The sequence below is a fragment of the Teichococcus aestuarii genome (genome assembly GCF_003116135.1).
Taxonomy (GTDB): domain Bacteria; phylum Pseudomonadota; class Alphaproteobacteria; order Acetobacterales; family Acetobacteraceae; genus Pseudoroseomonas; species Pseudoroseomonas aestuarii.
In genome coordinates this window covers 13,345-33,546 of the sequence record NZ_PDOA01000018.1, presented here as the reverse complement: position 1 = coordinate 33,546, position 20,202 = coordinate 13,345, and the positions used below count along the sequence as shown (strand labels likewise).

Genomic DNA, 20,202 nt, shown 5'->3' with positions numbered 1-20,202 from the left:
CGCGCGCGCCTCGACACGCTCTCCGGCTTCGAGGGCGCACTGCTGCTGCGGGAGGGGGCGGAGGGCGTGGCGCTGGCCCTGCGCCGGCCCACCGGACTGGTGCTGCGCGTGGCGGCCTTCTGGATCTCGCCCGGCGCGGCGGATGCGGAGGCCACCGCCCGGGCGCTCGCCGCGCGGCTGGAGGCGGCGGCGCGGGAGGCCGGGCTGCTCGCCCTGCGTGCCGCGCCGGAGGATGCGCCGTGGCTCGACCCCGCCGGGCTGCGCCAGCTGGGCCTCGCGCCGCTCGCGGCACCCTATGCCGAACGCTGGCTCGGCAATGACGCGCCGCGCCGTGCCCTGCCGCTCTACGCGCAGACCACCCCCTTCACCTGCGGCCCCGCCTCGCTGCTGATGGGCTTCCAGGCCCTCGCCGGCCGCGCGCCCACGCGGAGCGAGGAGATCGCCCTCTGGCGCGAGGCCATCACCATCGTCAGCCTCGCCGGCCCCGGCGGCTGCGACCCGCACGGGCTGGCGCTGGCGGCCCGGGCGCGCGGCTTCGGCGCCCGCATCCTCGCCACCACCGACCGCGCACTGCTGACCGAGCGCGCCGACACGGCGCAGAAGCGCGAGCTGATCGAGTTCGCGCAATCGGAGTTGCGGGCGCAGAGCGCCGCGGCCGGCATTCCCGTCACCCTCGGCGACTTCGCCATCGCCCCGCTGGCCGCGCATCTCGGCGCGGGCGGTCTCGTGCTGCTGCTGATCGACCAGCACCCGACCCATGGCCGGCATGCGCCGCACTGGATCCTGCTGCACCAGGCACGGGATGGCTGGTTCCTGGTGAACGACCCCTGACCCGATCCGCCGCGCGGCGAGACGGCGGCGGATGCCGCCAACCTGCCCATCCGCGCCGAGGCGCTGGAGCGCATGGCCTGGTTCGGGGAGCCGCCCTACCGCGCCGCCGTGCTGCTCACCCCGCCCGGCGGTGGCGCTGGCGATTGACGGCCGCGCGGCCCCGCCCGAGACTCCCGCGACCGCCACCGCCGCAGGACGAGACATGACCGACATCCAGACCGCCAGCGCCGTCCACGCCGCGACCCTGACGCTCGACACCCATGTGGACATCCCCTGGCCGCAGACGCCCGACCCGCGCGGCGAGACGGCGCGCTGCGTGGACTTCCCGAAGATGCGCGCCGGCGGGCTGCGCGCCGTGGTGTTCGCCGCCTACCTGCCGCAGGGGCCGCGCACGCCGGAGGGCCACGCCGCCGCCGCCGAGCGTTGCGAGGCGATGCTGCGCGCCATCCGCGCCACCGCCAGCGGCGAGGACCGCCGCATCGTCAGCCGCGCCGCGGAGCTGGAGGCGCTGCGGGGCAGCGGCGGCTTCGGCGTGCTGCTGGCGGTGGAGAATGGCTACGCCATGGGCGAGGATCTCTCCCGCCTGGCGCTGTGGCGCGGCCTCGGCGCCTGCTACGTGACGCTGACGCATAATGGCCATAACCTGCTGGCCGATTCCGCGATCCCCCGCCCCGACCTCGGCGATGGGCCGGTGCTGCATGGCGGCCTCTCCACGCTGGGGCGCGCGGCGGTGGCGGAGATGAACGCGCTCGGCCTGCTCGTCGATGTCTCGCATGTCGCCAAGAGCGCGATGCTGCAGGCGGTGGAGATCTCCCGCGCGCCGGTGGTGGCCACCCACACCTGCGTCCGCGCGCTCCGCGACCATCCGCGCAACCTCGACGACCAGCAGATGGACGCGCTGCGCGCCACCGGCGGGCTGATGCAGATCACCGCCGTGCCGGGCTTCCTGCGCAGCCCGGGCGCGGACGGCAAGGTGCGCGCCCGCGTGGCCGACATCGCCGACCATGTGGACTACGCGGTGCAGCGCATCGGCATCTCCCATGTCGGCCTCTCCTCCGACTTCGATGGCGGCGGCGGCGTCGAAGGCTGGATGAATGCGGCCGACAGCGCCAACCTCACCGCCGAGCTGTTGCGCCGGGGCTATGATGCCGAATCCGTCGGGCTGCTCTGGTCGGGCAATTTCCTGCGCGTGATGCGGGCGGCGGAGGCGGTGGCGGCGGCCGGGTAGAAAAGGCAGGCCGGGGAAGGAATTCCCCGGACCCCTTCTTTTTTCTGCCAGTCAGCCGAGCTCGAAGCTCATCAGGCCAAAGATCTCGTCCAGCGGCAGGGCGGGCGCGGGGCCGCGATACATGCGCGCGGTCTCGAAGACGGGCGCCATGCCGGCCTCCCCGGCCAGGGCCAGGGCGGCGGCGTTCGGCTCGGGCAGGTCCAGGAACACCGGGCCGGGGGCACCCTCGGCCAGCGCGTTGAACAGGGCGCGCGCGAAGGGCGCCCCGGTGGCCGTCAGGGGGCCGATCTTGGCGCCCTCCCGGCAGGGGCGCAGCACGCCGAAGCCGCGCACCGCCCCCGCCCCGTCCCGCACCGCCAGGGCGCGGTGCCCGGGCGCCGTGAGCCAGGCGCGCAGCAGCGCCTCGCGCGGCGCCGGGAACACCCGCGCATCCAGCGCCGCGAGCGCGGCGAAGGGCACCGAGGCCGCCGGCACCACCTCCCCCTCCACCCCACCGACGGCGCGCGGCGCCGCGGCCCCAAAGCGGACATTGCGCCACGCCAGGGCGAAGCCGGAGCGCGCGTAATTCGCTTGCTGCGCCACCACGCCGTCCAGCCCCACCACGCGCCCCTCCAGCCGCGCCATCCCCGCCCGCCACAAGGCCAGGCCAAGCCCCTTTCCGCGCCAATCCGGGCGGACGATGTAGAAGCCGATGAAGCCATGCTCCTCCCCCTGCCGCACGGCGGAGAGGCAGGCGACGGGCAGGCCCGCCACCTCGGCCAGCAGGAAGCCCCCGGCATCGGCGGCGTGGAAGGTGGCGGCGTCGGCGAGGCCTGGGTTCCAGCCCTCGGCGGCGGCCCATTCCACCAGCAGCGGCATCTCCGCCGCGCCCGCGGGGCGGATGACGGGGCTCATGCCGAAAGCCTCCGCATGGCGGCGCGGAAGGCGGCGGCGATGGGTTCGGCCGCCACGTGCCGCCCCTCCCGCACCACCACGCGCCCGCCGGCCACCACCTGCCGCACCGGGTTGCCCTGGCCGCTGAACACCCAGGCGTCGAGCAGCTCATCCCCTTCCCGGCCGCACAGGGCGGGGTGTTCGTCGTCCAGCGCCACCAGGTCGCAGCGCTGGCCGGGAGCGATGCCGGCGATGGCCCGCGCGCTCACCTGCGCCCCGCCGGCGAGAGACGCTTCCAGCAGGTTGCGCGCCGGGTGGGGGTGGGCCTCGTCCGTCGCCACGGAGCGCCGGCGCTGCGCCAGGCGCTGGCTGGTCTCCAGCTGCCGCATCTCGTCGCGCGGCGAGGTGCCGACATGGCTGTCCGTGCCGAAGCCAAGCCGCCCGCCCGCCGCGCGATAGGCGGGCAGGCCGAAGATGCCGTCCCCCAGCGAGGCCTCGGTGCTGGGGCAGAGCCCGGCCACGGCGCCGCTGCGGGCGAGGCCCACGGCTTCCGCCTCCGTCATGTGGGTGCAGTGGATCAGGCACCAGCGCGCGTCGAGCGGCATGTTCTCCAGCAGCCATTCCACGGGGCGGGCGCCGGTGGCGGCGCGGCATTCCTCCACCTCGCGCAGTTGCTCGGCGGCGTGGATGTGGATGGGGCCGCCGAAGCGCGAGACCTCGCGCAGCATCTCCGGCGTCACCGCGCGCAGCGAGTGCGGCGCGAGGCCGAGCCCCGCCTGCGCATCGCCCGCGATGGCGCCGCGGATGCCCTCGACGATGCGCCAGAAGCCGTCGAGGTCGTTGAGGAAGCGGCGCTGCCCCGGCACCGGGTCCTTCCCGAAGATGCCGCCATGCCGGTAGAGGCTCGGCAGCAGGGTGATGCCGATGCCCGTGGCGCGCGCCGCCGCCAGATGCCGCAGCGCCATCTCCGCCGGCTCGGCATAGGGCGTGCCGTCGGCCTGGTGGTGCAGGTAGTGGAACTCGGCGAGACTCGTGAAACCCCATTCCAGGCATTCGGCGTAGAGCTGCGCGGCCACGGCTTCCGCATCCTCCGGCGTGAAGCGGCCGACGAAGCGGTACATCGTCGTCCGCCAGGTCCAGAAGGAATCCTCGCCGCCCTCGGCATCGCGCGCCTCGGGGGGCGAGCGGCGCTCGGCATGGCCGGCCATGGCGCGCTGGAAGGCGTGGGAATGCAGGTTCGGCAGGCCGGGGATGACGGCGCCCGGCAGGCGTTCCGCTCCGGCCGGATCGCCCCCCGGCGTGACGGTCGCGATGCTGCCGGCGCCATTGGTCTCGATGCGCACGTCGCGCGCCCAGCCGGTGGGCAGCAGGGCGGCGGGGGCGAAGTAGTGGGTCATGCCGGGCGGCCTTCTCGCAGCGGTGGGCGGCATCGTCTTTCCGGTTGACTGGACTTGTCAAGACAACCATGCTCCCGGCCATGCCGAGCTCCGAAACCCCTGCCCTGCTGCCGACGCCCAGCCCGGCCACGCCGCGCTACCAGCAGATCAAGGCCTTCATCCTCAGCCGCGTCGCCAGCGGCGAATGGGGGGTGGAGGACCGCGTGCCCTCCGAGCATGAGCTGGTGAAGCTGACCGGCGTCTCCCGCGTCACCGTCAACCGCGCGCTGCGCGAGCTGGCCGATGCGGGGCTGCTGGTGCGGGTGCAGGGGGTGGGCACCTTCGTCGCCGGCGCCAAGCCGCAATCGAACCTGCTGGAGCTGCGCGACATCGCCGAGGAGATCGCCGAGCGCGGCGGCATGCACGCAGCCGAGGTGCTCTCCCTCGGCCGGCTGCGGGCGGACGCGGCCATGGCCGCCGCCTTCGGCCTGCCCGAGCAGGCAGAGCTCTTCCGGGCGCGGCTGGTGCACCGGGAGGATGGCATGGCCGTGCAGTTCGAGGAGCGGCTGGTGAACCCGGTGATCGCGCCGCGCTTCCTGGAGCAGGATTTCAGCCGCATCACGCCCTACCGCTACCTCACCTCCTGCGCGCCGCCCGAGCGGGTGGAGCATGTGGTGGAGGCCACCCGCGCCGCACCCGACATCGCCGCTTCCCTCGGCATCCCGCCCGACGAGCCCTGCCTGCTGGTCCACCGCCGCACCTGGTCGTGGCGCGTGGTGGCGACGCGGGCCTTCCTCACCCATCCCGGCACGCGCTACCGCCTTGGCGGCGCGCTGGACTGAACCCCGACCGAGACGAGACAGACCCATGTCGCACAGCCGGTTCCGCAATGCCCCCGCCATCCGCGCCCCGCGCGGCGACACCCTCACCGCCAAGCATTGGACCACCGAGGCGGCGATGCGGATGCTGATGAACAACCTCGACGACGAGGTGGCCGAGCGGCCGGGCGAGCTTGTCGTCTATGGCGGCATCGGCCGCGCCGCGCGCGACTGGCAGAGCTATGAGCGCATCCTCGACGTGTTGAAGCGGCTGGAGGAAAACCAGACGCTGCTGGTGCAGTCCGGCAAGCCGGTGGGCGTGTTCGAGACGCACAAGGATGCGCCGCGCGTGCTCATCGCCAACTCCAACCTCGTGCCGGCCTGGGCGAACTGGGAGCATTTCAACGCGCTCGATCGCGCCGGGCTGATGATGTACGGCCAGATGACGGCGGGTTCCTGGATCTATATCGGCAGCCAGGGCATCGTTCAGGGCACCTACGAGACCTTCGTGGAAGCCGGGCGGCAACATTTCGGCGGCGATCTCGGCGGGCGCTGGATCCTGACGGCGGGCCTCGGCGGCATGGGCGGCGCGCAGCCGCTGGCGGGCGTCTTCGCGGGTGCCTGCGTGCTGGCGGTGGAGTGCCAGCCGAGCCGCATCGAGAAGCGGCTGGAAACCGGCTATCTCGACCGCCGCGCGGAGACGCTGGACGAGGCGCTGGCGATGATCCGGCAGGCCTGCGCCGAGCGGAAGGCCATCAGCATCGGCCTGCTCGGCAACGCCGCCGAGATCTTCCCCGAGCTGGTGCGGCGCGGCGTGGTCCCCGACATCGTCACCGACCAGACAAGCGCGCACGACCCCGCCAATGGCTACCTCCCCGCCGGCTGGACGCTGGCGGAATGGGAAGCGAAGCGCGAGAGCGACCCGAAATCCGTCGCCGCCGCCGCCAAGAAGTCGATGGTCGCGCATGTGCAGGCGATGCTGGACTTCAAGGCAATGGGCAGCGCCGTGCTCGACTACGGCAACAACATCCGCCAGATGGCCAAGGATGAAGGGCTGGAAGGCGCCTTCGGCTTCCCGGGCTTCGTGCCGGCCTATATCCGCCCGCTCTTCTGCCGCGGCGTCGGCCCCTTCCGCTGGGCCGCGCTCTCCGGCGACCCGGAGGATATCCGCCGCACCGACGACAAGGTGCGCGAGCTGATCCCGGACGACAGGCACCTGCACCGCTGGCTGGACATGGCGCGCGAGCGGATCAAGTTCCAGGGCCTGCCGGCGCGCATCTGCTGGGTGGGGCTGGGGCAGCGGCACCGGCTCGGCCTCGCCTTCAACGAGATGGTGGCGCGGGGCGAGCTGAAGGCGCCCATCGTCATCGGCCGCGACCATCTCGATTCCGGCTCCGTCGCCTCGCCCAACCGCGAGACGGAGGCGATGCGGGATGGATCGGATGCCGTGAGCGACTGGCCTCTGCTCAATGCGCTGCTCAACACCGCCTCGGGTGCCACCTGGGTGTCGCTGCACCATGGCGGCGGCGTCGGCATGGGCTATTCGCAGCATGCCGGCATGGTCATCGTCGCCGACGGCACGGAGGATGCGGCGCGCCGCCTGAAGCGCGTGCTGTGGAACGACCCGGCCACCGGCGTGATGCGCCACGCCGATGCGGGCTACGACATCGCCCTCGACTGCGCGCGGGAACAGGGGCTCGACCTGCCGATGCTCGGGGGTGCGAAGTGAGCGCCGCCCGCATCGTGGCACCCGGCCACGCCACGCTGGCCGATCTGCGCGCCATCCTCGAAGGCGCCGTGCTGGAGCTGCCGGCAGGGTGGGAGGCGCCGGTGGCGCGCTCCGTCTCGGCGCTCGCCGCGCGCATCGCCACGGGCGAGGCGCTCTATGGCGTCAACACCGGCTTCGGCAAGCTGGCCAGCCAGCGCATCGGCACGGAGGACCTGGCGAAGCTGCAGCGCAACCTGCTGCGCAGCCACGCCGCCGGCATCGGCCCCTTCATGCCTGCCCCCGTCGTGCGGCTGGTCCTGGCGCTGAAGGCCCTCTCCCTGGCGCGCGGCGCCTCGGCGGTGCGGCCGGAGGTGGTCTCCGCCCTGCTCGCCCTGCTGCGCGCCGATGTGCTGCCGGCCATCCCCGCCAAGGGCTCGGTCGGCGCCTCGGGCGATCTCGCGCCGCTGGCCCACATGGGGCTGGTGCTGATCGGCGAGGGCGAGGCCTTCGTCGGCGAGGAAGTGTTGCCCGGCGCCGAGGCGCTGAAGCGCGCCGGCCTGGCGCCGCTGGAGCTGGGGCCGAAGGAGGGGCTGGCGCTGCTGAACGGCACGCAGGTTTCCACCGCGCTGGCGCTCGCCGGGCTGTTCGCCACGCAATCCCTCTGGCGCAGCGCGCTGGTGGCGGGGGCGATGAGCGTCGATGCGGCGCGCGGCTCGGACACGCCCTTCGACCCGCGCATCCACGCGCTGCGCGGCCAGCCGGGGCAGATCCGCGCCGCCGCCGCGCTGCGCACCCTGCTGGAAGGCAGCGCCATCCGCGAGAGCCACCGCACCGGCGATAGCCGCGTGCAGGACCCCTATTGCCTGCGCTGCCAGCCCCAGGTGATGGGCGCCTGCCTCGACCTGCTGGACCACGCCGCCGCCGTGCTGGAACGCGAGGCCAACGCCGTGACCGACAACCCGCTCGTCACCGCCGAGGGCGAGGTGCTCTCGGGCGGCAATTTCCACGCCGAGCCGGTGGCCTTCGCGGCCGACACCATCGCCCTCGCGCTCGCCGAGATCGGCGCCCTCTCCGAGCGCCGCATCGCGCTGCTGACGGACCCGGTGCTCTCCGGCCTGCCCGCCTTCCTGGTGCGCGAGGGCGGGCTGAACTCGGGCTTCATGATCGCGCAGGTGACGGCGGCGGCGCTGGCCAGCGAGAACAAATCCCTCGCCCACCCCCGCAGCGTGGACAGCCTGCCCACCAGCGCCAACCAGGAGGACCATGTCTCCATGGCCACTGGCGCGGCGCTGCGCCTGGCCGAGATGGCGGACAACACCGCGGGCATCCTCGCCATCGAGTTCCTGGCGGCGGCGCAGGGAATCGGCTTCCATCGGCCGCTCGCCACCTCGGAGGTGCTGGAGAAGGCGCTGGCGGAAATCCGCGGCATCGCCGCGCCCTGGGATGAGGACCGGCTCATGGCGCCGGATATCGCCGCGGCCAGGCGTCTCGTTGAGCACGGGGTGTTTGCCGCGCTCCTTCGCTGAAAGCCTGGCCAGGAGGGGCGCCGCCCCTCCTGGACCACCCCGCCGGGGGAACTGAGTTCCCCCGGAGCCCCCACATTCGGGAAGGATCGCGATGAGCGGGTTCGATCACGTCTGGCTCAATGCCCACCTCGCCACCATGGACGGACCGGCCGAAGCGCCGCTCGGAATCGTCGAGGACGGGGCCATTGCCACGCAGGGCGGCAGCATCGCCTGGGTCGGGAAGCGCGCGGACCTGCCGGCGCATGAGGCACCGGTCACTGATTGCGCGGGCGCCTGGGTCCTGCCGGGGCTGGTCGATTGCCACACCCACCTCGTCTTCGGCGGCAACCGCGCGGGCGAGTTCGAGCAGCGGCTGGAAGGCGCCACCTATGAGGAGATCGCCCGCGCGGGGGGTGGCATCTTCTCCAGCGTCCGCGCAACGCGCGCGGCCAGCGAAGGCGCCTTGCTGGAAGCCGCCCTGCCCCGGCTGCAAGGGCTGATGGCCGAAGGTGTCACCACCGTCGAAATCAAGTCCGGCTATGGGCTCGATCTCGAATCGGAGATGAAGATGCTGCGGGTCGCCCGCCGCCTCGGCGCCGCGCTGCCGGTGGAGGTGGCGACCTCCCTGCTCGCCGCCCATGCCGTGCCGCCCGGCTACGAGGGCGGCGCCGGGGCCTACACGGATTTCGTGGTGCGCGAGGTCATCCCCGCCGCCGCCGCCACCGGGCTGGCCGACGCGGTGGATGCCTTCTGCGAGCGCATCGCCTTCTCGCCCGCGCAGACGGAGCGGGTCTTCGCCGCCGCGCGGGCCGCCGGCCTGCCGGTGAAGTTGCACGCCGACCAGCTTTCCGACCTTGGCGGCGCGGCGCTCGCCGCCCGCTTCGGCGCCCTCTCGGCCGACCACCTGGAATATGCCAGCGCCGAAGGGCTGCGCGCCATGGCCGCCGCCGGCAGCGTGGCGGTGCTGCTGCCGGGGGCCACCTATTTCATTCGCGAATCGAAGCATCCGGACGTCGCGGCGATGCGGGCGGCCGGGCTGCGCATGGCCCTCTCCACGGACATGAACCCAGGCTCCTCGCCCGCCCGCTCCCTGCTGCTGATGCTGAGCCTGGGCTGCACCCTGTTCCGCCTCACCGTGGCCGAGGCGCTGCTGGGCGTGACGCGCCACGCCGCGGCCGCGCTTGGGATGGCCGACCGCGGCGTGCTGCGGCCCGGCCTGCGGGCCGATCTCGCCCTCTTCCGCATCGGCCGCCCCGCGGAGCTTTGCTACTGGATCGGCGGCAATCCCTGCGTCGGACGGGTGGTGTCGGGGCGGGCCGGCTGAATGCGGCGCGGCCGGGCGAATGGCCGCTTGGCCCGCAACTCCCACACAGCCTTTCCGTTGCTTTCGTCAGGGGAAGGACAAGCGAAAGCTTCGGCCTGTATCCTGCCGCGATGCCGCAGTGGTATTGCGCCGCCTGAGGAACGATCTGGCTTTTAACCACATTCCGGTTAAATGCCATATTGCACCGCAGCATCAAGGACTTGGCTATCGCCTTGCGCTTGCAGTTGGGCGTTGCGCCACGTATCTCGGCCTTGCGCTGCCGCCAATTCCGAGCGGTTGCGGGCAGAATGGAGCAGCCGGATGGTCCAAGGCGCCGAAGCGGCCACCACCAAGCGTCGCGGCAAGGCGAAGGCCCCACCCGCAGGGCGGGAAGGCCTCTCGCAGGAGCAGTTGCTCAAGGCCTACCGCGACATGCTGCTGATCCGGCGCTTCGAGGAGAAGGCGGGCCAGCTCTACGGCATGGGGCTCATCGGCGGCTTCTGCCACCTCTACATCGGCCAGGAGGCCGTGGTGGTGGGCATGCAGCTCTGCCTGCAGCCGGGCGACCAGGTCATCACCTCCTACCGCGACCACGGACACATGCTGGCCACCGGCATGGAGGCGCGCGGCGTGATGGCGGAGCTGACCGGTCGCTCAGGGGGCTACTCCAAGGGCAAGGGCGGCTCGATGCACATGTTCAGCCGCGAGAAGGGCTTCTACGGCGGCCACGGCATCGTCGGTGCCCAGGTCAGCCTTGGCGCCGGGCTGGCCTTTGCCAACATGTACAACGACAACGGCAATGTCTGCCTGACCTACTATGGCGACGGCGCGGCCAACCAGGGCCAGGTGTTCGAGAGCTACAACCTCGCCGCCGTGTTCAAGCTGCCGGTCGTGTTCATCATCGAGAACAACAAGTACGGCATGGGCACCAGCGCCGAGCGCGCCTCCGCCTCGAAGGACCGCTCGAAGGACGGCACCCCCTGGGGCATCCCGGGCGAGCAGGTGGACGGCATGGACGTGGAGGCCGTGCAGGCCGCCGGCGAGCGCGCGGTCGCGCACTGCCGCGAGGGCAAGGGCCCCTACATCCTGGAGATGAAGACCTACCGCTACCGCGGCCACTCCATGTCCGACCCGGCGAAGTACCGCACGCGGGAGGAGGTGCAGAAGATGCGCGAGCAGCATGACTGCATCGAGACCGCCCGCAAGAAGCTGCTGGACAGCGGCCTGCCCGAGGCCGAGCTGAAGAAGATCGACGACGAGGTGAAGCGCATCGTCGCCGATTCCGCCGAATTCGCCCAGACTTCCCCCGAGCCGGACGAGTCCGAGCTGTGGACGGACATCCTGCTGGAGGCCCGCTGACCCATGGGTGCGACGATCCTGATGCCCGCCCTCTCCCCCACCATGACCGAGGGGAAGCTGGCGCGCTGGCTGAAGAAGGAAGGCGACACCGTCGCCGCCGGCGACATCATCGCTGAGATCGAGACCGACAAGGCCACCATGGAGGTGGAGGCGGTCGATGAGGGCGAGCTGACCAGGATCCTGGTGCCCGAGGGCACCGAGGGCGTGGCGGTGAACTCCCCCATCGCCGAGATCGATGGCGGGGATGGGGGCGCCGGCACCTCGGCCTCCGGGCCGCAGGAGCCCGTCTCCAACGCCATCCAGGCCGGCGGCGAGACCGCCGAGGTGGCGAAGGAGGCCGAGGACCACGCCGCCGTCGCCGCCAAGGGCACCGAGCAGCGCCCGGAGACGGACGCGCAGCCCAAGGCCCCCGCGCAGGAGGCCGAGAAGGACTGGGGCGAGACCAAGCCCATCACCGTACGCGAGGCGCTGCGCGACGCGATGGCCGCCGAGATGCGGCGCGACGACAAGGTGTTCCTGATGGGCGAGGAAGTCGCCCAGTACCAGGGCGCCTACAAGATCAGCCAGGGGCTGCTGGACGAGTTCGGGCCGAAGCGCGTCATCGACACGCCGATCACCGAGCACGGCTTCACCGGCATGGCGGTGGGCGCGGCCTTCACCGGGCTGAAGCCGATCGTCGAGTTTATGACCTTCAACTTCTCGATGCAGGCGATCGACCAGATCGTGAACAGCGCCGCCAAGACGCTGTACATGTCCGGTGGCCAGCTCGGCTGCCCGATCGTCTTCCGCGGCCCGAACGGCGCGGCCGCCCGCGTCGCCGCCCAGCACAGCCAGTGCTACGCCTCCTGGTACGCGCATGTGCCGGGCCTCAAGGTGGTGGCGCCGTGGTCGGCGGCCGATGCCAAGGGGCTTCTGCGCGCCGCCATCCGCGACCCGAACCCGGTGGTGTTCCTCGAGAACGAGATCCTCTACGGCCAGACCTTCGAATGCCCGACGGACGAGGATTTCATCCTCCCCATCGGCAAGGCCAAGGTCGAGCGCGCCGGCAAGGACGTCACCATCGTCGCCTTCTCGATCGAGGTGGGGCTGGCGATGCAGGCGGCCGAGAAGCTCGCCGAGCAGGGGATCGAGGCGGAGGTCATCAACCTGCGCACCATCCGCCCGCTCGACACCGAGACCATCGTCGCCTCGGTGAAGAAGACCAACCGCCTCGTCACCGTCGAGGAAGGCTGGGCCTTCAGCGGCATCGGCTGCGAGGTGGCGATGCAGGTGATCGAGCACGCCTTCGACTACCTGGACGCGCCGCCGGTGCGGGTCGCCGGCCTTGACGTGCCGATGCCCTACGCGGCCAACCTTGAGAAGCTCGCCCTGCCGACCATCGACCACGTGGTCGATGCGGCGAAGCGCGTCACCTACAAGAAGTAACGGGGGAAGCGGGACGATGGCCACCAACATCCTGATGCCCGCGCTGTCCCCCACCATGACCGAGGGGACGCTGGCGCGCTGGCTCAAGAAGGAAGGCGACGCGGTCAAGGCGGGCGACGTCATCGCCGAGATCGAGACCGACAAGGCCACCATGGAATTCGAGGCCGTGGATGAGGGCATCCTCGGCAAGATCCTGGTGCAGGAGGGCACCGAGGGGGTGAAGGTGAACGCCCCCATCGGCGTGCTGGTCGAGGAGGGCGAGGCGGTGCCGGACGATGCTGGCGCCGCCGCCCCGAAGCCGGCCCCGAAGCAGGAGGCCCCGAAGCAGGAGGCGCCGAAGCAGGAGGCGGCGAAGGAGAAGGCGCCCGAGCAGGTCGCGCCGAACCGCCCCGGCACGCCGCCGGCCACCGAGGCACCCAAGGCGGAGCAGAATTCCGCCCCGGCGGCGCAGGGCGACCGCGTCTTCGCCTCGCCGCTGGCGCGCCGCATGGCGCAGCAGGCGGGCATCGAGCTTTCCGATGTGCAGGGCTCCGGCCCGAACGGGCGCATCGTGAAGGCCGATATCGAGGCCGCCGCCGGCAAGCCGAAGCAGGCCCCTGCCCCAACCGCCGCGCCGAAGGCCGAGGCCGCCGCGCCCGCCGCCGCGCCCGCCGCCGCCCCGGCCGCCGCCAAGGCGCCTGCGCCCGCCATCACCGCCCCGCACACGGCGGTGCCGAACTCCTCCATGCGCAAGGTCATCGCCAAGCGCCTGGCGGAGAGCAAGGCGACAGTGCCGCACTTCTATGTCTCGATGGACATCGAGCTGGACGCGCTGCTGAAGCTGCGCGCCGACCTCAACGGCCGCGCGCCGAAGGACGGCCCTGGCGCCTTCAAGCTCTCGGTGAACGACCTCATCATCAAGGCCGCCGCGCGGGTGCTGCGCCAGTTCCCGAATGTCAACGCCTCCTGGACCGACGACGCGATCATCCAGTACCACGACGTGGACATCTCGGTGGCCGTGTCGATCCCGGACGGGCTGATCACGCCGATCGTGAAGAAGGCCGACCAGAAGGGCCTGGCCGCCATCAGCAACGAGATGAAGGACCTGGCCGCCCGCGCCAAATCCGGCAAGCTCAAGCTGGAGGAGTTCCAGGGCGGCAGCTTCAGCATCTCCAATATGGGGATGTATGGCGTCACCAGCTTCTCGGCCATCATCAACCCGCCGCAGGGCGGCATTCTCGCCGTCGGCGCCGGGCAGCAGCGGCCGGTGGTGAAGGATGGGGCGCTCGGCATCGCCACGGTGATGACCTGCACCCTCTCGGTCGATCACCGCGTCGTCGATGGCGCGCTGGCGGCCGAGTGGATGGCCGCCTTCAAGAAGGTGGTCGAGGATCCCCTGAGCCTCATGCTGTGAGCGGCGGCCCCGGCTTCACGCTGCGCGAGGCGAAGCCGCGCGACGCCGAGGCAGTGCTCGCCCTGGTGCGCGGCCTCGCCGCCTACGAGAAGCTGGAGCACGAGGTCACCGCCAGCGCGCAGGATTACTACGGCGCGCTGGCCACCCGCCGCATCCAGGGGCTGATCGCCGAGATCGACGGCGAGGCGGTGGGAATCTGCCTCTGGTACGAGACCTTCAGCACCTTCGCCGGCCGCGCCGGGATCTGGGTGGAGGATGTGTTCATCGTGCCGGAGCGCCGGCGGCACGGCATCGGCCTCGCCTTCTTCCGCGCCCTGGCGAAGCGGGCGGTGGAGGGCGGCCATGCCTGGATGGAATGGAACGTGCTCGACTGGAACGAGCCGGCGATCGCCTTCTACCGGCGGATCGGCGCGGTCGGGCGCACGGAATGGACCGATCAACGCCTCTCCGGCGACGCGCTGAAGGCGCTCGCCGGCTGAAGGCCCCGCCCTGAAGGGACCGGAAAACATGGCCGAACAGTTCGACCTGGTGGTGGTGGGCGGCGGCCCGGGCGGCTACGTCGCCGCCATCCGTGGCGCGCAGCTCAAGATGAAGGTCGCGCTGGTGGAGCGCGAGCATCTGGGCGGCATCTGCCTCAACTGGGGCTGCATCCCCACCAAGGCGCTGCTGCGCGCCTCCGAGATCAACCACCTGCTGCACAGCCTCGACCAGTACGGCTTCGCGGCGGACAATGTGCGCTACGACTTCGCCAAGGTGGTCAAGCGCTCCCGCCAGGTGGCCTCGCAGCTCTCCTCCGGCGTCAAGGGCCTGCTGAAGAAGCACAAGGTCACCGTGTTCGACGGCAGCGGCAAGCTGGCCGGCCCTGGCAAGCTGATGGTGACGGGCAAGGACGGCAAGCCGGCGGCGGAGCTGCAGGCGAGGAACATCCTGCTGGCCACCGGCGCGCGCGCCCGCGTCATCCCCGGCATCGAGCCGGATGGCAAGCTGATCTGGTCCTACCGCGAGGCGCTGGCGCCGGACATCATGCCGAAGAAGCTGATCGTCATCGGCTCGGGCGCCATCGGCAGCGAGTTCGCCTCCTTCTTCCTCAACATGGGCGCCGAGGTGACGCTGATCGAGGTGATGGACCGCATCCTGCCGGTGGAGGATGCCGAGGTCTCCGCCTTCGTGCAGAAATCCTTCGCCAAGCAGGGCATGAAGATCATCACCGGCGCCCGCGTCCAGGGCGTGCGGAAATCGGCCGATGGCATCACCGCCATCGTCGAGGCCGGCAACAAGGTGCAGGAGATCCAGGCGGACCGGCTGATCTCCGCCGTGGGCATCGTCGGCAATGTCGAGAATATCGGCCTCGAGGGCACCAAGGTGAAGGTCGAGCGCACCCATGTGGTGACCGACCCCTATGGGCAGACCGGCGAGCCGGGCGTCTGGGCCATCGGCGACCTCACAGGCGCGCCCTGGCTGGCGCACAAGGCGAGCCACGAGGGCATCATCGCCGTGGAGGCGATGGCGGGGATGCACCCGCATGCCATGGATGTCACCAACATCCCCGGCTGCACCTACTGCCGCCCGCAGGTGGCCTCCGTCGGGCTGACCGAGGCGCGCGCCAAGGAGGCCGGGCACGAGGTGCGGGTGGGCCGCTTCCCCTTCATCGGCAACGGCAAGGCGATCGCGATGGGCGAGCCGGAGGGCTTCGTCAAGACGGTGTTCGACGCCAAGACGGGCGCGCTGCTCGGCGCCCACATGGTCGGCCCGGAAGTGACCGAGATGATCCAGGGCTACACCATCGCCCGCACCCTCGAGACCACCGAGGCGGAGCTGATGCACACCGTCTTCCCCCACCCCACCGTCTCGGAAGCCATGCATGAGTCGGTGCTTGATGCCTATGGCCGGGTGATCCACATCTAGCGGCAAGAGGCCCCGCGCTGGCTTGCGGGGCAAGACTGCCTTCATAGATCATGGCAGGCGGCGGCCGCTCCCGGCAGGGTGGGGCCGCCGCCTTCCCTACAGCCGGGGTTCCGAATGGCCACCCGTATCCTGATCGACCACCGGGCCGGCGGCGCGGTTTCCAACGCCGAGGGCACCGTGAAGCCCGTGGCCCTGCCCCCCCAGGCGGCGGCCCCGCTGCGCCACCCCGAAAAGGCGCACCGGCCGGACAACCCGATCAAGCGCAAGCCGGACTGGATTCGCGTCAAGGCGCCGACGCACCCGATCTACCAGGAGACGCGCAACCTGATGCGCGACAACAAGCTGGTGACGGTGTGCGAGGAGGCCGCCTGCCCGAATATCGGCGAGTGCTGGTCGCAGCGCCACGCGACCATGATGATCATGGGCGAGATCTGCACCCGCGCCTGCGCCTTCTGCAACATCACCACCGGCATGCCGAAAAGCCTGGACGCCGATGAGCCGCGCCGCGTGGCCGATGCCGTGGCCAAGCTCGGCCTGCGGCACGTCGTCATCACCAGCGTGGACCGCGACGACCTGGCCGATGGCGGCGCCGCGCATTTCGCCGCCGTCATCGCCGCCATCCGTGCCGCCGCGCCCGAGACCACCATCGAGATCCTGACGCCCGACTTCCTGCGCAAGGATGGCGCGCTGGAGGTGGTGGTGGCCGCCCGGCCGGACGTGTTCAACCACAACCTCGAGACGGTGCCGAAGCTCTACCCCACCATCCGCCCCGGCGCCCGCTACTACCACTCGCTGCGGCTGCTGGACCGGGTGAAGCAGCTCGACCCCTCGATCTTCACCAAGTCCGGCGTCATGGTGGGTCTGGGCGAGACGCGGCCGGAAGTCCTCCAGGTGATGGACGACATGCGCAGCGCCGAGATCGACTTCCTCACCATCGGCCAGTACCTGCAGCCCACCATCAAGCACGCGGCGGTGGACCGCTTCGTGGAGCCCGCCGAGTTCGAGGACTATGCCCGGATGGCGCGCGGCAAGGGCTTTCTCCTCGTCTCCGCCACGCCGCTGACCCGCTCCTCCTACCATGCGGACCGGGATTTCGCGGCGCTGCGCGAGGCCCGCAACGCCAGGCTGGCGGGCCGTGCGCTGGCGGGCGCCGCCGCCTGATGCCGACCCATGCCGAGAAGCGCATCCTGCGCTACACGCCGGAGCAGATGTTCAACCTGGTGGCGGATGTGCGCCGCTACCCGGAATTCCTGCCCTGGTGCGTGGGCGCGCGCATCGTCTCCCAGACCGAGACGGAGCTGCTGGCCGACCTGACCATCGGCTTCAAGATGTTCCGCGAGACCTTCCGCTCCCGCGTGGTGCTGGAGCGCCCGCACGCGGTGCGGGTCCGCTATGAGAACGGCCCCTTCCGCTACCTGAACAACAACTGGACCTTCACCGCCGTGGAGGCCGGCACCGAGGTCGATTTCTTCGTCGATTTCGAGTTCAAGTCGCGGCTCCTCCAGGCCGTCATCGGTACCGTGTTCAACGAGGCGGTGCGGCTGATGGTGCGCGCCTTCGAGCGCCGCGCCATGGCGCTCTATGGGCGGGACGGACGTGCCGGCGGAGCCCAGCCCGTGCCCGGCAACCCCGCCGCGGGCGCCTGACGGGCAGGAACCGGCAAGAAGGGGGGGGCTGACGCGGCCGGTGCGGGCTGGCATGCTGCCCCGCGCCATGCCGAAGATCCTTGCCCTGATGCTCTGCGCCGCCATCGGGCTGCTGCTCTGGCGGCGTGAGGGCCCTGGCTGGCTGGCGGACTGGCCGTGGGAGGCGCTTCTCGTGTCGATCCTGCTGCCGGCCCTGCCGCTTGCCTGGTTGGGCTGGCGCCGCCTGCGCGCGGCCATCCGCGACATGAACGACTGATCCTCCCGCAACATCCACGAGGTCCCGCCCCATGGTGCATGCTCCCGCTCGTCCGCCCGCCGGGGCGCCGCCCATCCGCATCAACCTCTATTCGGACACCCAGACCCTCCCCACGCCCGCCATGAAGGCGGCGATGATGGAGGCAGAGATGGGCGACGAGCAGCATGGCGACGACCCCACCGTCCACGCGCTGTGCGACCGGATGGCGGCGCTGCTGGGCAAGGAGGCGGCGGTGTTCCTGCCCTCCGGCACCATGTGCAACGTCATCGCCATTCTCACCCATTGCCGCCCTGGCGAGGAGGTGCTGGCGCATGAGACGGCGCACATCCTGGGCAGCGAGGGCGGCACCCATGCGGCGCTGGCCGGCGTGCAGATCAACCCGCTGAAGGGCGAGCGCGGCATATTCAGCGCCGAGACGCTGCGCGCCGCCATCCGCCCCCGCAGCCGCCACGCGCCGCCGCAGAGCCTGCTGGAGGTGGAGCAGACCGCCAATATCGGCGGCGGCGCCGTCTGGCCGCAGGCGGAGCTGGACGCGGTGGTGGCCGTGGCGCGCGAGCAGGGCTGGGCCACCCATATGGACGGCGCCCGGCTGATGAACGCCGTGGTGGCCAGCGGCATCCCCGCCGCCGAGATGGTGGCCGGGTTCGACACGGTGTGGCTGGACTTCACCAAGGGCCTTGGCGCGCCGCTCGGCGCCGTGCTGGCGGGCTCGGAGGAGTTCATCGGCGAGGCCTGGCGCTGGAAGCAGCGCCTGGGCGGCGCCATGCGCCAGGCCGGCATCTGCGCCGCCGCCTGCATCCACGCGCTGGACCACCATGTGGACCGGCTGGCCGACGACCACGCCAATGCCAGGGCGCTCGCCCGCGGGCTGCGGCAGATCGAGGGCATCACCGTCGAGGAGCCGGACACCAACCTCGTCTTCTTCGACCCCGCCGGCACCGGCCTGGCGGCGGGCGAGCTGGTGAAGCGGCTGCGGATGGAGGGCGTGCAGCTCTCCATGCTGGGCGGGCGCATCCGCGCCTGCACCCATCTCGGCGTCACGGCGCCGATGATCGAGGAGACGCTCTCCCTGACCCGCAAGGCGCTCGCCGCCTGAGCGCCGTGGGGAGGCGCGGCCTCCCCACACCCCTCCGCCGGGGTGACAGTGTCACCCCGGACCCCGCCTTCAGTCCTTCCGCGCCAGGCGGCCGAGCAGGCGGGCATGGCTGCGGGCGCCGGCATGCAGGCAGCTCAGCTCGAACTTCTCGTTCGGGCTGTGCACCTGGTCGTCGTCCAGGCCGAAGCCCATCAGCAGGCTGTCCAGCCCCAGGATGGACTGGAAGCTGGACACCACCGGAATCGAGCCGCCGCCGCCCGCCAGCACCGCCGGGCGGCCGAACTCCTCCGCCAGCACCTCCCGCGCCGCCTGCACGAAGCGCGACTCCATCGGGATCGAGATGCCCGGGCCGCCGGCGAAGACCTGCAGCTCGAAGCTCGCATCCGCCGGCAGGCGGGACTGCACGAACTGCCGGATGCCCTCGATCACCTTCTGCGGGTCCTGCCCCGGCACCAGGCGGCAGGAGAGCTTGGCATGGCCCTCGCAGGCGATGACGGTCTTGGAGCCCTCGCCCATGTAGCCGCCCCAGATGCCGTTGATGTCGGCGGTGGGGCGCGCCCAGAGGCGCTCCGGCGCGCTGCGGCCGCGCTCGCCGCCCGGCACGGAAAGGCCCTGGGCGCCGAGGAAGGCGGCCTCGTCGAAGCCCAGCGCCTCCCAGGCGGCGCGCTGCTCGGCGGTGGGTTCCTGCACTCCGTCGTAGAAGCCGGGGATCTGGATGCGGCCCTCCTCGTCCTTCAGCTCGCCCAGGATCTTCGTCAGCAGGTTCAGCACATTCGCCGCCGAGCCGCCGAACAGGCCGGAATGCAGGTCCCGGTCGCCCAGCCGCAGGTCGATCTGGGTATAGACCAGCCCCCGCAGGCTGACGGTGAGCGAGGGCGCCCCCGGGGCCCACATGTTGGTGTCGCTGATCAGCACCATCTCGGCGGAGAGGATGTCCTTCTCGGCCGCCAGCACCGCCTCCAGGTTCGGGCTGCCGATCTCCTCCTCGCCCTCCACCAGCACCGTCACGCGCACGGGCGGGCCGCCGGCCACGCTGTTCCAGGCACGCAGCGCGGCGAGCCAGGTCATCACCTGCCCCTTGTCGTCCACCGCGCCACGGGCGACGAGGCGCGGGCCGCGCGGCCCCTCCACCACCTGCGGCTCGAAGGGCGGGCTGTCCCACAGCTCCAGCGGCTCCGGCGGCTGCACGTCGTAGTGGCCGTAGATGAGGATGTGCGGCGCGTCCGGCCCCGGGCCGGGATGGGTGGCGATCAGCACCGGGTGGCCCGGCGTCTCGCGCAGCCCGGCCTCGAAGCCGAGGCCGATCAGCTCCCGCGCCAGCCACTCGGCGGCGCGGCGGCAATCCGGGGCGTGGGCGGGCTGGGCGCTCACGCTCGGGATGCGCAGCCAGTCGATCAGGCTGGCCTCGGTGGCGGTGCGGGCGGAATCGAGCGCGGCGAGAACCCGCGCAGTCTGGTCCTGGGTCATGGCGGCAGTCTCG

17 protein-coding genes and 1 pseudogene are annotated in these 20,202 nt (G+C 71.7%); 15 read left to right on the top strand and 3 right to left on the bottom strand.

What is annotated here, in order from left to right; all coding sequences use genetic code 11:
• Positions 1–66 precede the first annotated feature (66 nt).
• Together CR165_RS19460 and CR165_RS19450 are read left to right on the top strand one after the other, a co-directional pair.
• Positions 67–978 (top strand): annotated as a pseudogene (locus CR165_RS19460) (peptidase C39 family protein).
• 55 nt (positions 979–1,033) lie between these two features.
• Positions 1,034–2,059: a dipeptidase gene (locus tag CR165_RS19450; protein ID WP_109518611.1), complete on the top strand. Its 1,026-nt coding sequence runs from the start codon at positions 1,034–1,036 to the stop codon at positions 2,057–2,059.
• A 51-nt stretch (positions 2,060–2,110) separates the two neighbouring features.
• On the opposite strand, the gene CR165_RS19445 is transcribed toward CR165_RS19450, so the two are convergent.
• The gene (locus tag CR165_RS19445) at positions 2,111–2,953 is read right to left on the bottom strand and encodes a GNAT family N-acetyltransferase (RefSeq protein ID WP_109518610.1); all 843 of its coding nucleotides are present in this window, start codon (positions 2,951–2,953) and stop codon (positions 2,111–2,113) included.
• Entirely contained in the window at positions 2,950–4,329 is a 1,380-nt protein-coding gene (locus tag CR165_RS19440) for a formimidoylglutamate deiminase (protein WP_109518609.1), read from the bottom strand. Before CR165_RS19440 ends, CR165_RS19445 begins: the two co-directional genes overlap by 4 nt.
• An 80-nt stretch (positions 4,330–4,409) precedes the next feature.
• On the opposite strand from CR165_RS19440, the gene hutC reads away from it, so the two are divergent.
• The 13 genes from hutC to CR165_RS19375 all read left to right on the top strand — a co-directional run bounded on the left by hutC (position 4,410) and on the right by CR165_RS19375 (position 18,722).
• Positions 4,410–5,150 (top strand): histidine utilization repressor, encoded by a 741-nt coding sequence (gene hutC, locus CR165_RS19435; RefSeq protein ID WP_109518653.1) that lies wholly within the window; start codon positions 4,410–4,412, stop codon positions 5,148–5,150.
• A 25-nt stretch (positions 5,151–5,175) separates the two neighbouring features.
• The gene (gene hutU, locus CR165_RS19430; RefSeq protein WP_109518608.1) at positions 5,176–6,855 is read left to right on the top strand and encodes a urocanate hydratase; all 1,680 of its coding nucleotides are present in this window, start codon (positions 5,176–5,178) and stop codon (positions 6,853–6,855) included.
• Positions 6,852–8,360 carry a histidine ammonia-lyase gene (gene hutH / locus CR165_RS19425; RefSeq protein WP_109518607.1) on the top strand — a complete coding sequence of 503 codons (1,509 nt, stop codon included), beginning with the start codon at positions 6,852–6,854 and terminating at the stop codon, positions 8,358–8,360. Before hutU ends, hutH begins: the two co-directional genes overlap by 4 nt.
• Before the next feature lie 91 nt (positions 8,361–8,451).
• Positions 8,452–9,663: an imidazolonepropionase gene (gene hutI / locus CR165_RS19420; protein ID WP_109518606.1), complete on the top strand. Its 1,212-nt coding sequence runs from the start codon at positions 8,452–8,454 to the stop codon at positions 9,661–9,663.
• Between the two features lie 300 nt (positions 9,664–9,963).
• Entirely contained in the window at positions 9,964–11,001 is a 1,038-nt protein-coding gene (gene pdhA, locus CR165_RS19415) for a pyruvate dehydrogenase (acetyl-transferring) E1 component subunit alpha (protein ID WP_109518605.1), read from the top strand.
• Between the two features lie 3 nt (positions 11,002–11,004).
• Positions 11,005–12,426, top strand: a complete 1,422-nt coding sequence (locus CR165_RS19410; protein ID WP_109518604.1) for a pyruvate dehydrogenase complex E1 component subunit beta — start codon at positions 11,005–11,007, stop codon at positions 12,424–12,426.
• A gap of 16 nt (positions 12,427–12,442) precedes the next feature.
• On the top strand, positions 12,443–13,819 hold the full coding sequence (locus tag CR165_RS19405) for a pyruvate dehydrogenase complex dihydrolipoamide acetyltransferase (RefSeq protein WP_109518603.1): 1,377 nt from the start codon (positions 12,443–12,445) through the stop codon (positions 13,817–13,819).
• Entirely contained in the window at positions 13,816–14,298 is a 483-nt protein-coding gene (locus CR165_RS19400; RefSeq protein WP_109518602.1) for a GNAT family N-acetyltransferase, read from the top strand. The genes CR165_RS19405 and CR165_RS19400 overlap by 4 nt, the downstream gene beginning before the upstream one ends.
• Positions 14,299–14,326: 28 nt before the next feature.
• Positions 14,327–15,724, top strand: coding sequence for a dihydrolipoyl dehydrogenase (gene lpdA / locus CR165_RS19395; RefSeq protein WP_109518601.1), 1,398 nt, complete (start codon positions 14,327–14,329; stop codon positions 15,722–15,724).
• Positions 15,725–15,838: 114 nt separating this feature from the next.
• Complete coding sequence (gene lipA, locus CR165_RS19390; RefSeq protein WP_109518600.1) at positions 15,839–16,885, top strand: lipoyl synthase; 1,047 nt, start codon at positions 15,839–15,841, stop codon at positions 16,883–16,885.
• Positions 16,885–17,370, top strand: coding sequence for a type II toxin-antitoxin system RatA family toxin (locus CR165_RS19385; protein ID WP_109518599.1), 486 nt, complete (start codon positions 16,885–16,887; stop codon positions 17,368–17,370). The genes lipA and CR165_RS19385 overlap by 1 nt, the downstream gene beginning before the upstream one ends.
• Before the next feature lie 67 nt (positions 17,371–17,437).
• Complete coding sequence (locus CR165_RS19380; protein ID WP_146201946.1) at positions 17,438–17,626, top strand: hypothetical protein; 189 nt, start codon at positions 17,438–17,440, stop codon at positions 17,624–17,626.
• 31 nt (positions 17,627–17,657) lie between these two features.
• Positions 17,658–18,722, top strand: a complete 1,065-nt coding sequence (locus CR165_RS19375) for a threonine aldolase family protein (RefSeq protein WP_109518597.1) — start codon at positions 17,658–17,660, stop codon at positions 18,720–18,722.
• A 69-nt stretch (positions 18,723–18,791) separates the two neighbouring features.
• On the opposite strand, the gene CR165_RS19370 is transcribed toward CR165_RS19375, so the two are convergent.
• Entirely contained in the window at positions 18,792–20,189 is a 1,398-nt protein-coding gene (locus CR165_RS19370) for a dipeptidase (RefSeq protein WP_109518596.1), read from the bottom strand.
• Positions 20,190–20,202 lie beyond the last annotated feature (13 nt).

Excerpts from the sequence above, each read along its gene's own strand:
- CR165_RS19450 (WP_109518611.1), top strand. The coding sequence starts at position 1,034 with ATGACCGACATCCAGACCGCCAGCGCCGTCCACGCCGCGACCCTGACG.
- CR165_RS19445 (WP_109518610.1), bottom strand. The coding sequence starts at position 2,953 with ATGAGCCCCGTCATCCGCCCCGCGGGCGCGGCGGAGATGCCGCTGCTG.
- CR165_RS19440 (WP_109518609.1), bottom strand. The coding sequence starts at position 4,329 with ATGACCCACTACTTCGCCCCCGCCGCCCTGCTGCCCACCGGCTGGGCG.
- hutC (WP_109518653.1), top strand. The coding sequence starts at position 4,410 with ATGCCGAGCTCCGAAACCCCTGCCCTGCTGCCGACGCCCAGCCCGGCC.
- hutU (WP_109518608.1), top strand. The coding sequence starts at position 5,176 with ATGTCGCACAGCCGGTTCCGCAATGCCCCCGCCATCCGCGCCCCGCGC.
- hutI (WP_109518606.1), top strand. The coding sequence starts at position 8,452 with ATGAGCGGGTTCGATCACGTCTGGCTCAATGCCCACCTCGCCACCATG.
- pdhA (WP_109518605.1), top strand. The coding sequence starts at position 9,964 with ATGGTCCAAGGCGCCGAAGCGGCCACCACCAAGCGTCGCGGCAAGGCG.
- CR165_RS19410 (WP_109518604.1), top strand. The coding sequence starts at position 11,005 with ATGGGTGCGACGATCCTGATGCCCGCCCTCTCCCCCACCATGACCGAG.
- CR165_RS19405 (WP_109518603.1), top strand. The coding sequence starts at position 12,443 with ATGGCCACCAACATCCTGATGCCCGCGCTGTCCCCCACCATGACCGAG.
- lpdA (WP_109518601.1), top strand. The coding sequence starts at position 14,327 with ATGGCCGAACAGTTCGACCTGGTGGTGGTGGGCGGCGGCCCGGGCGGC.
- lipA (WP_109518600.1), top strand. The coding sequence starts at position 15,839 with ATGGCCACCCGTATCCTGATCGACCACCGGGCCGGCGGCGCGGTTTCC.
- CR165_RS19385 (WP_109518599.1), top strand. The coding sequence starts at position 16,885 with ATGCCGACCCATGCCGAGAAGCGCATCCTGCGCTACACGCCGGAGCAG.
- CR165_RS19380 (WP_146201946.1), top strand. The coding sequence starts at position 17,438 with ATGCCGAAGATCCTTGCCCTGATGCTCTGCGCCGCCATCGGGCTGCTG.
- CR165_RS19375 (WP_109518597.1), top strand. The coding sequence starts at position 17,658 with ATGGTGCATGCTCCCGCTCGTCCGCCCGCCGGGGCGCCGCCCATCCGC.
- CR165_RS19370 (WP_109518596.1), bottom strand. The coding sequence starts at position 20,189 with ATGACCCAGGACCAGACTGCGCGGGTTCTCGCCGCGCTCGATTCCGCC.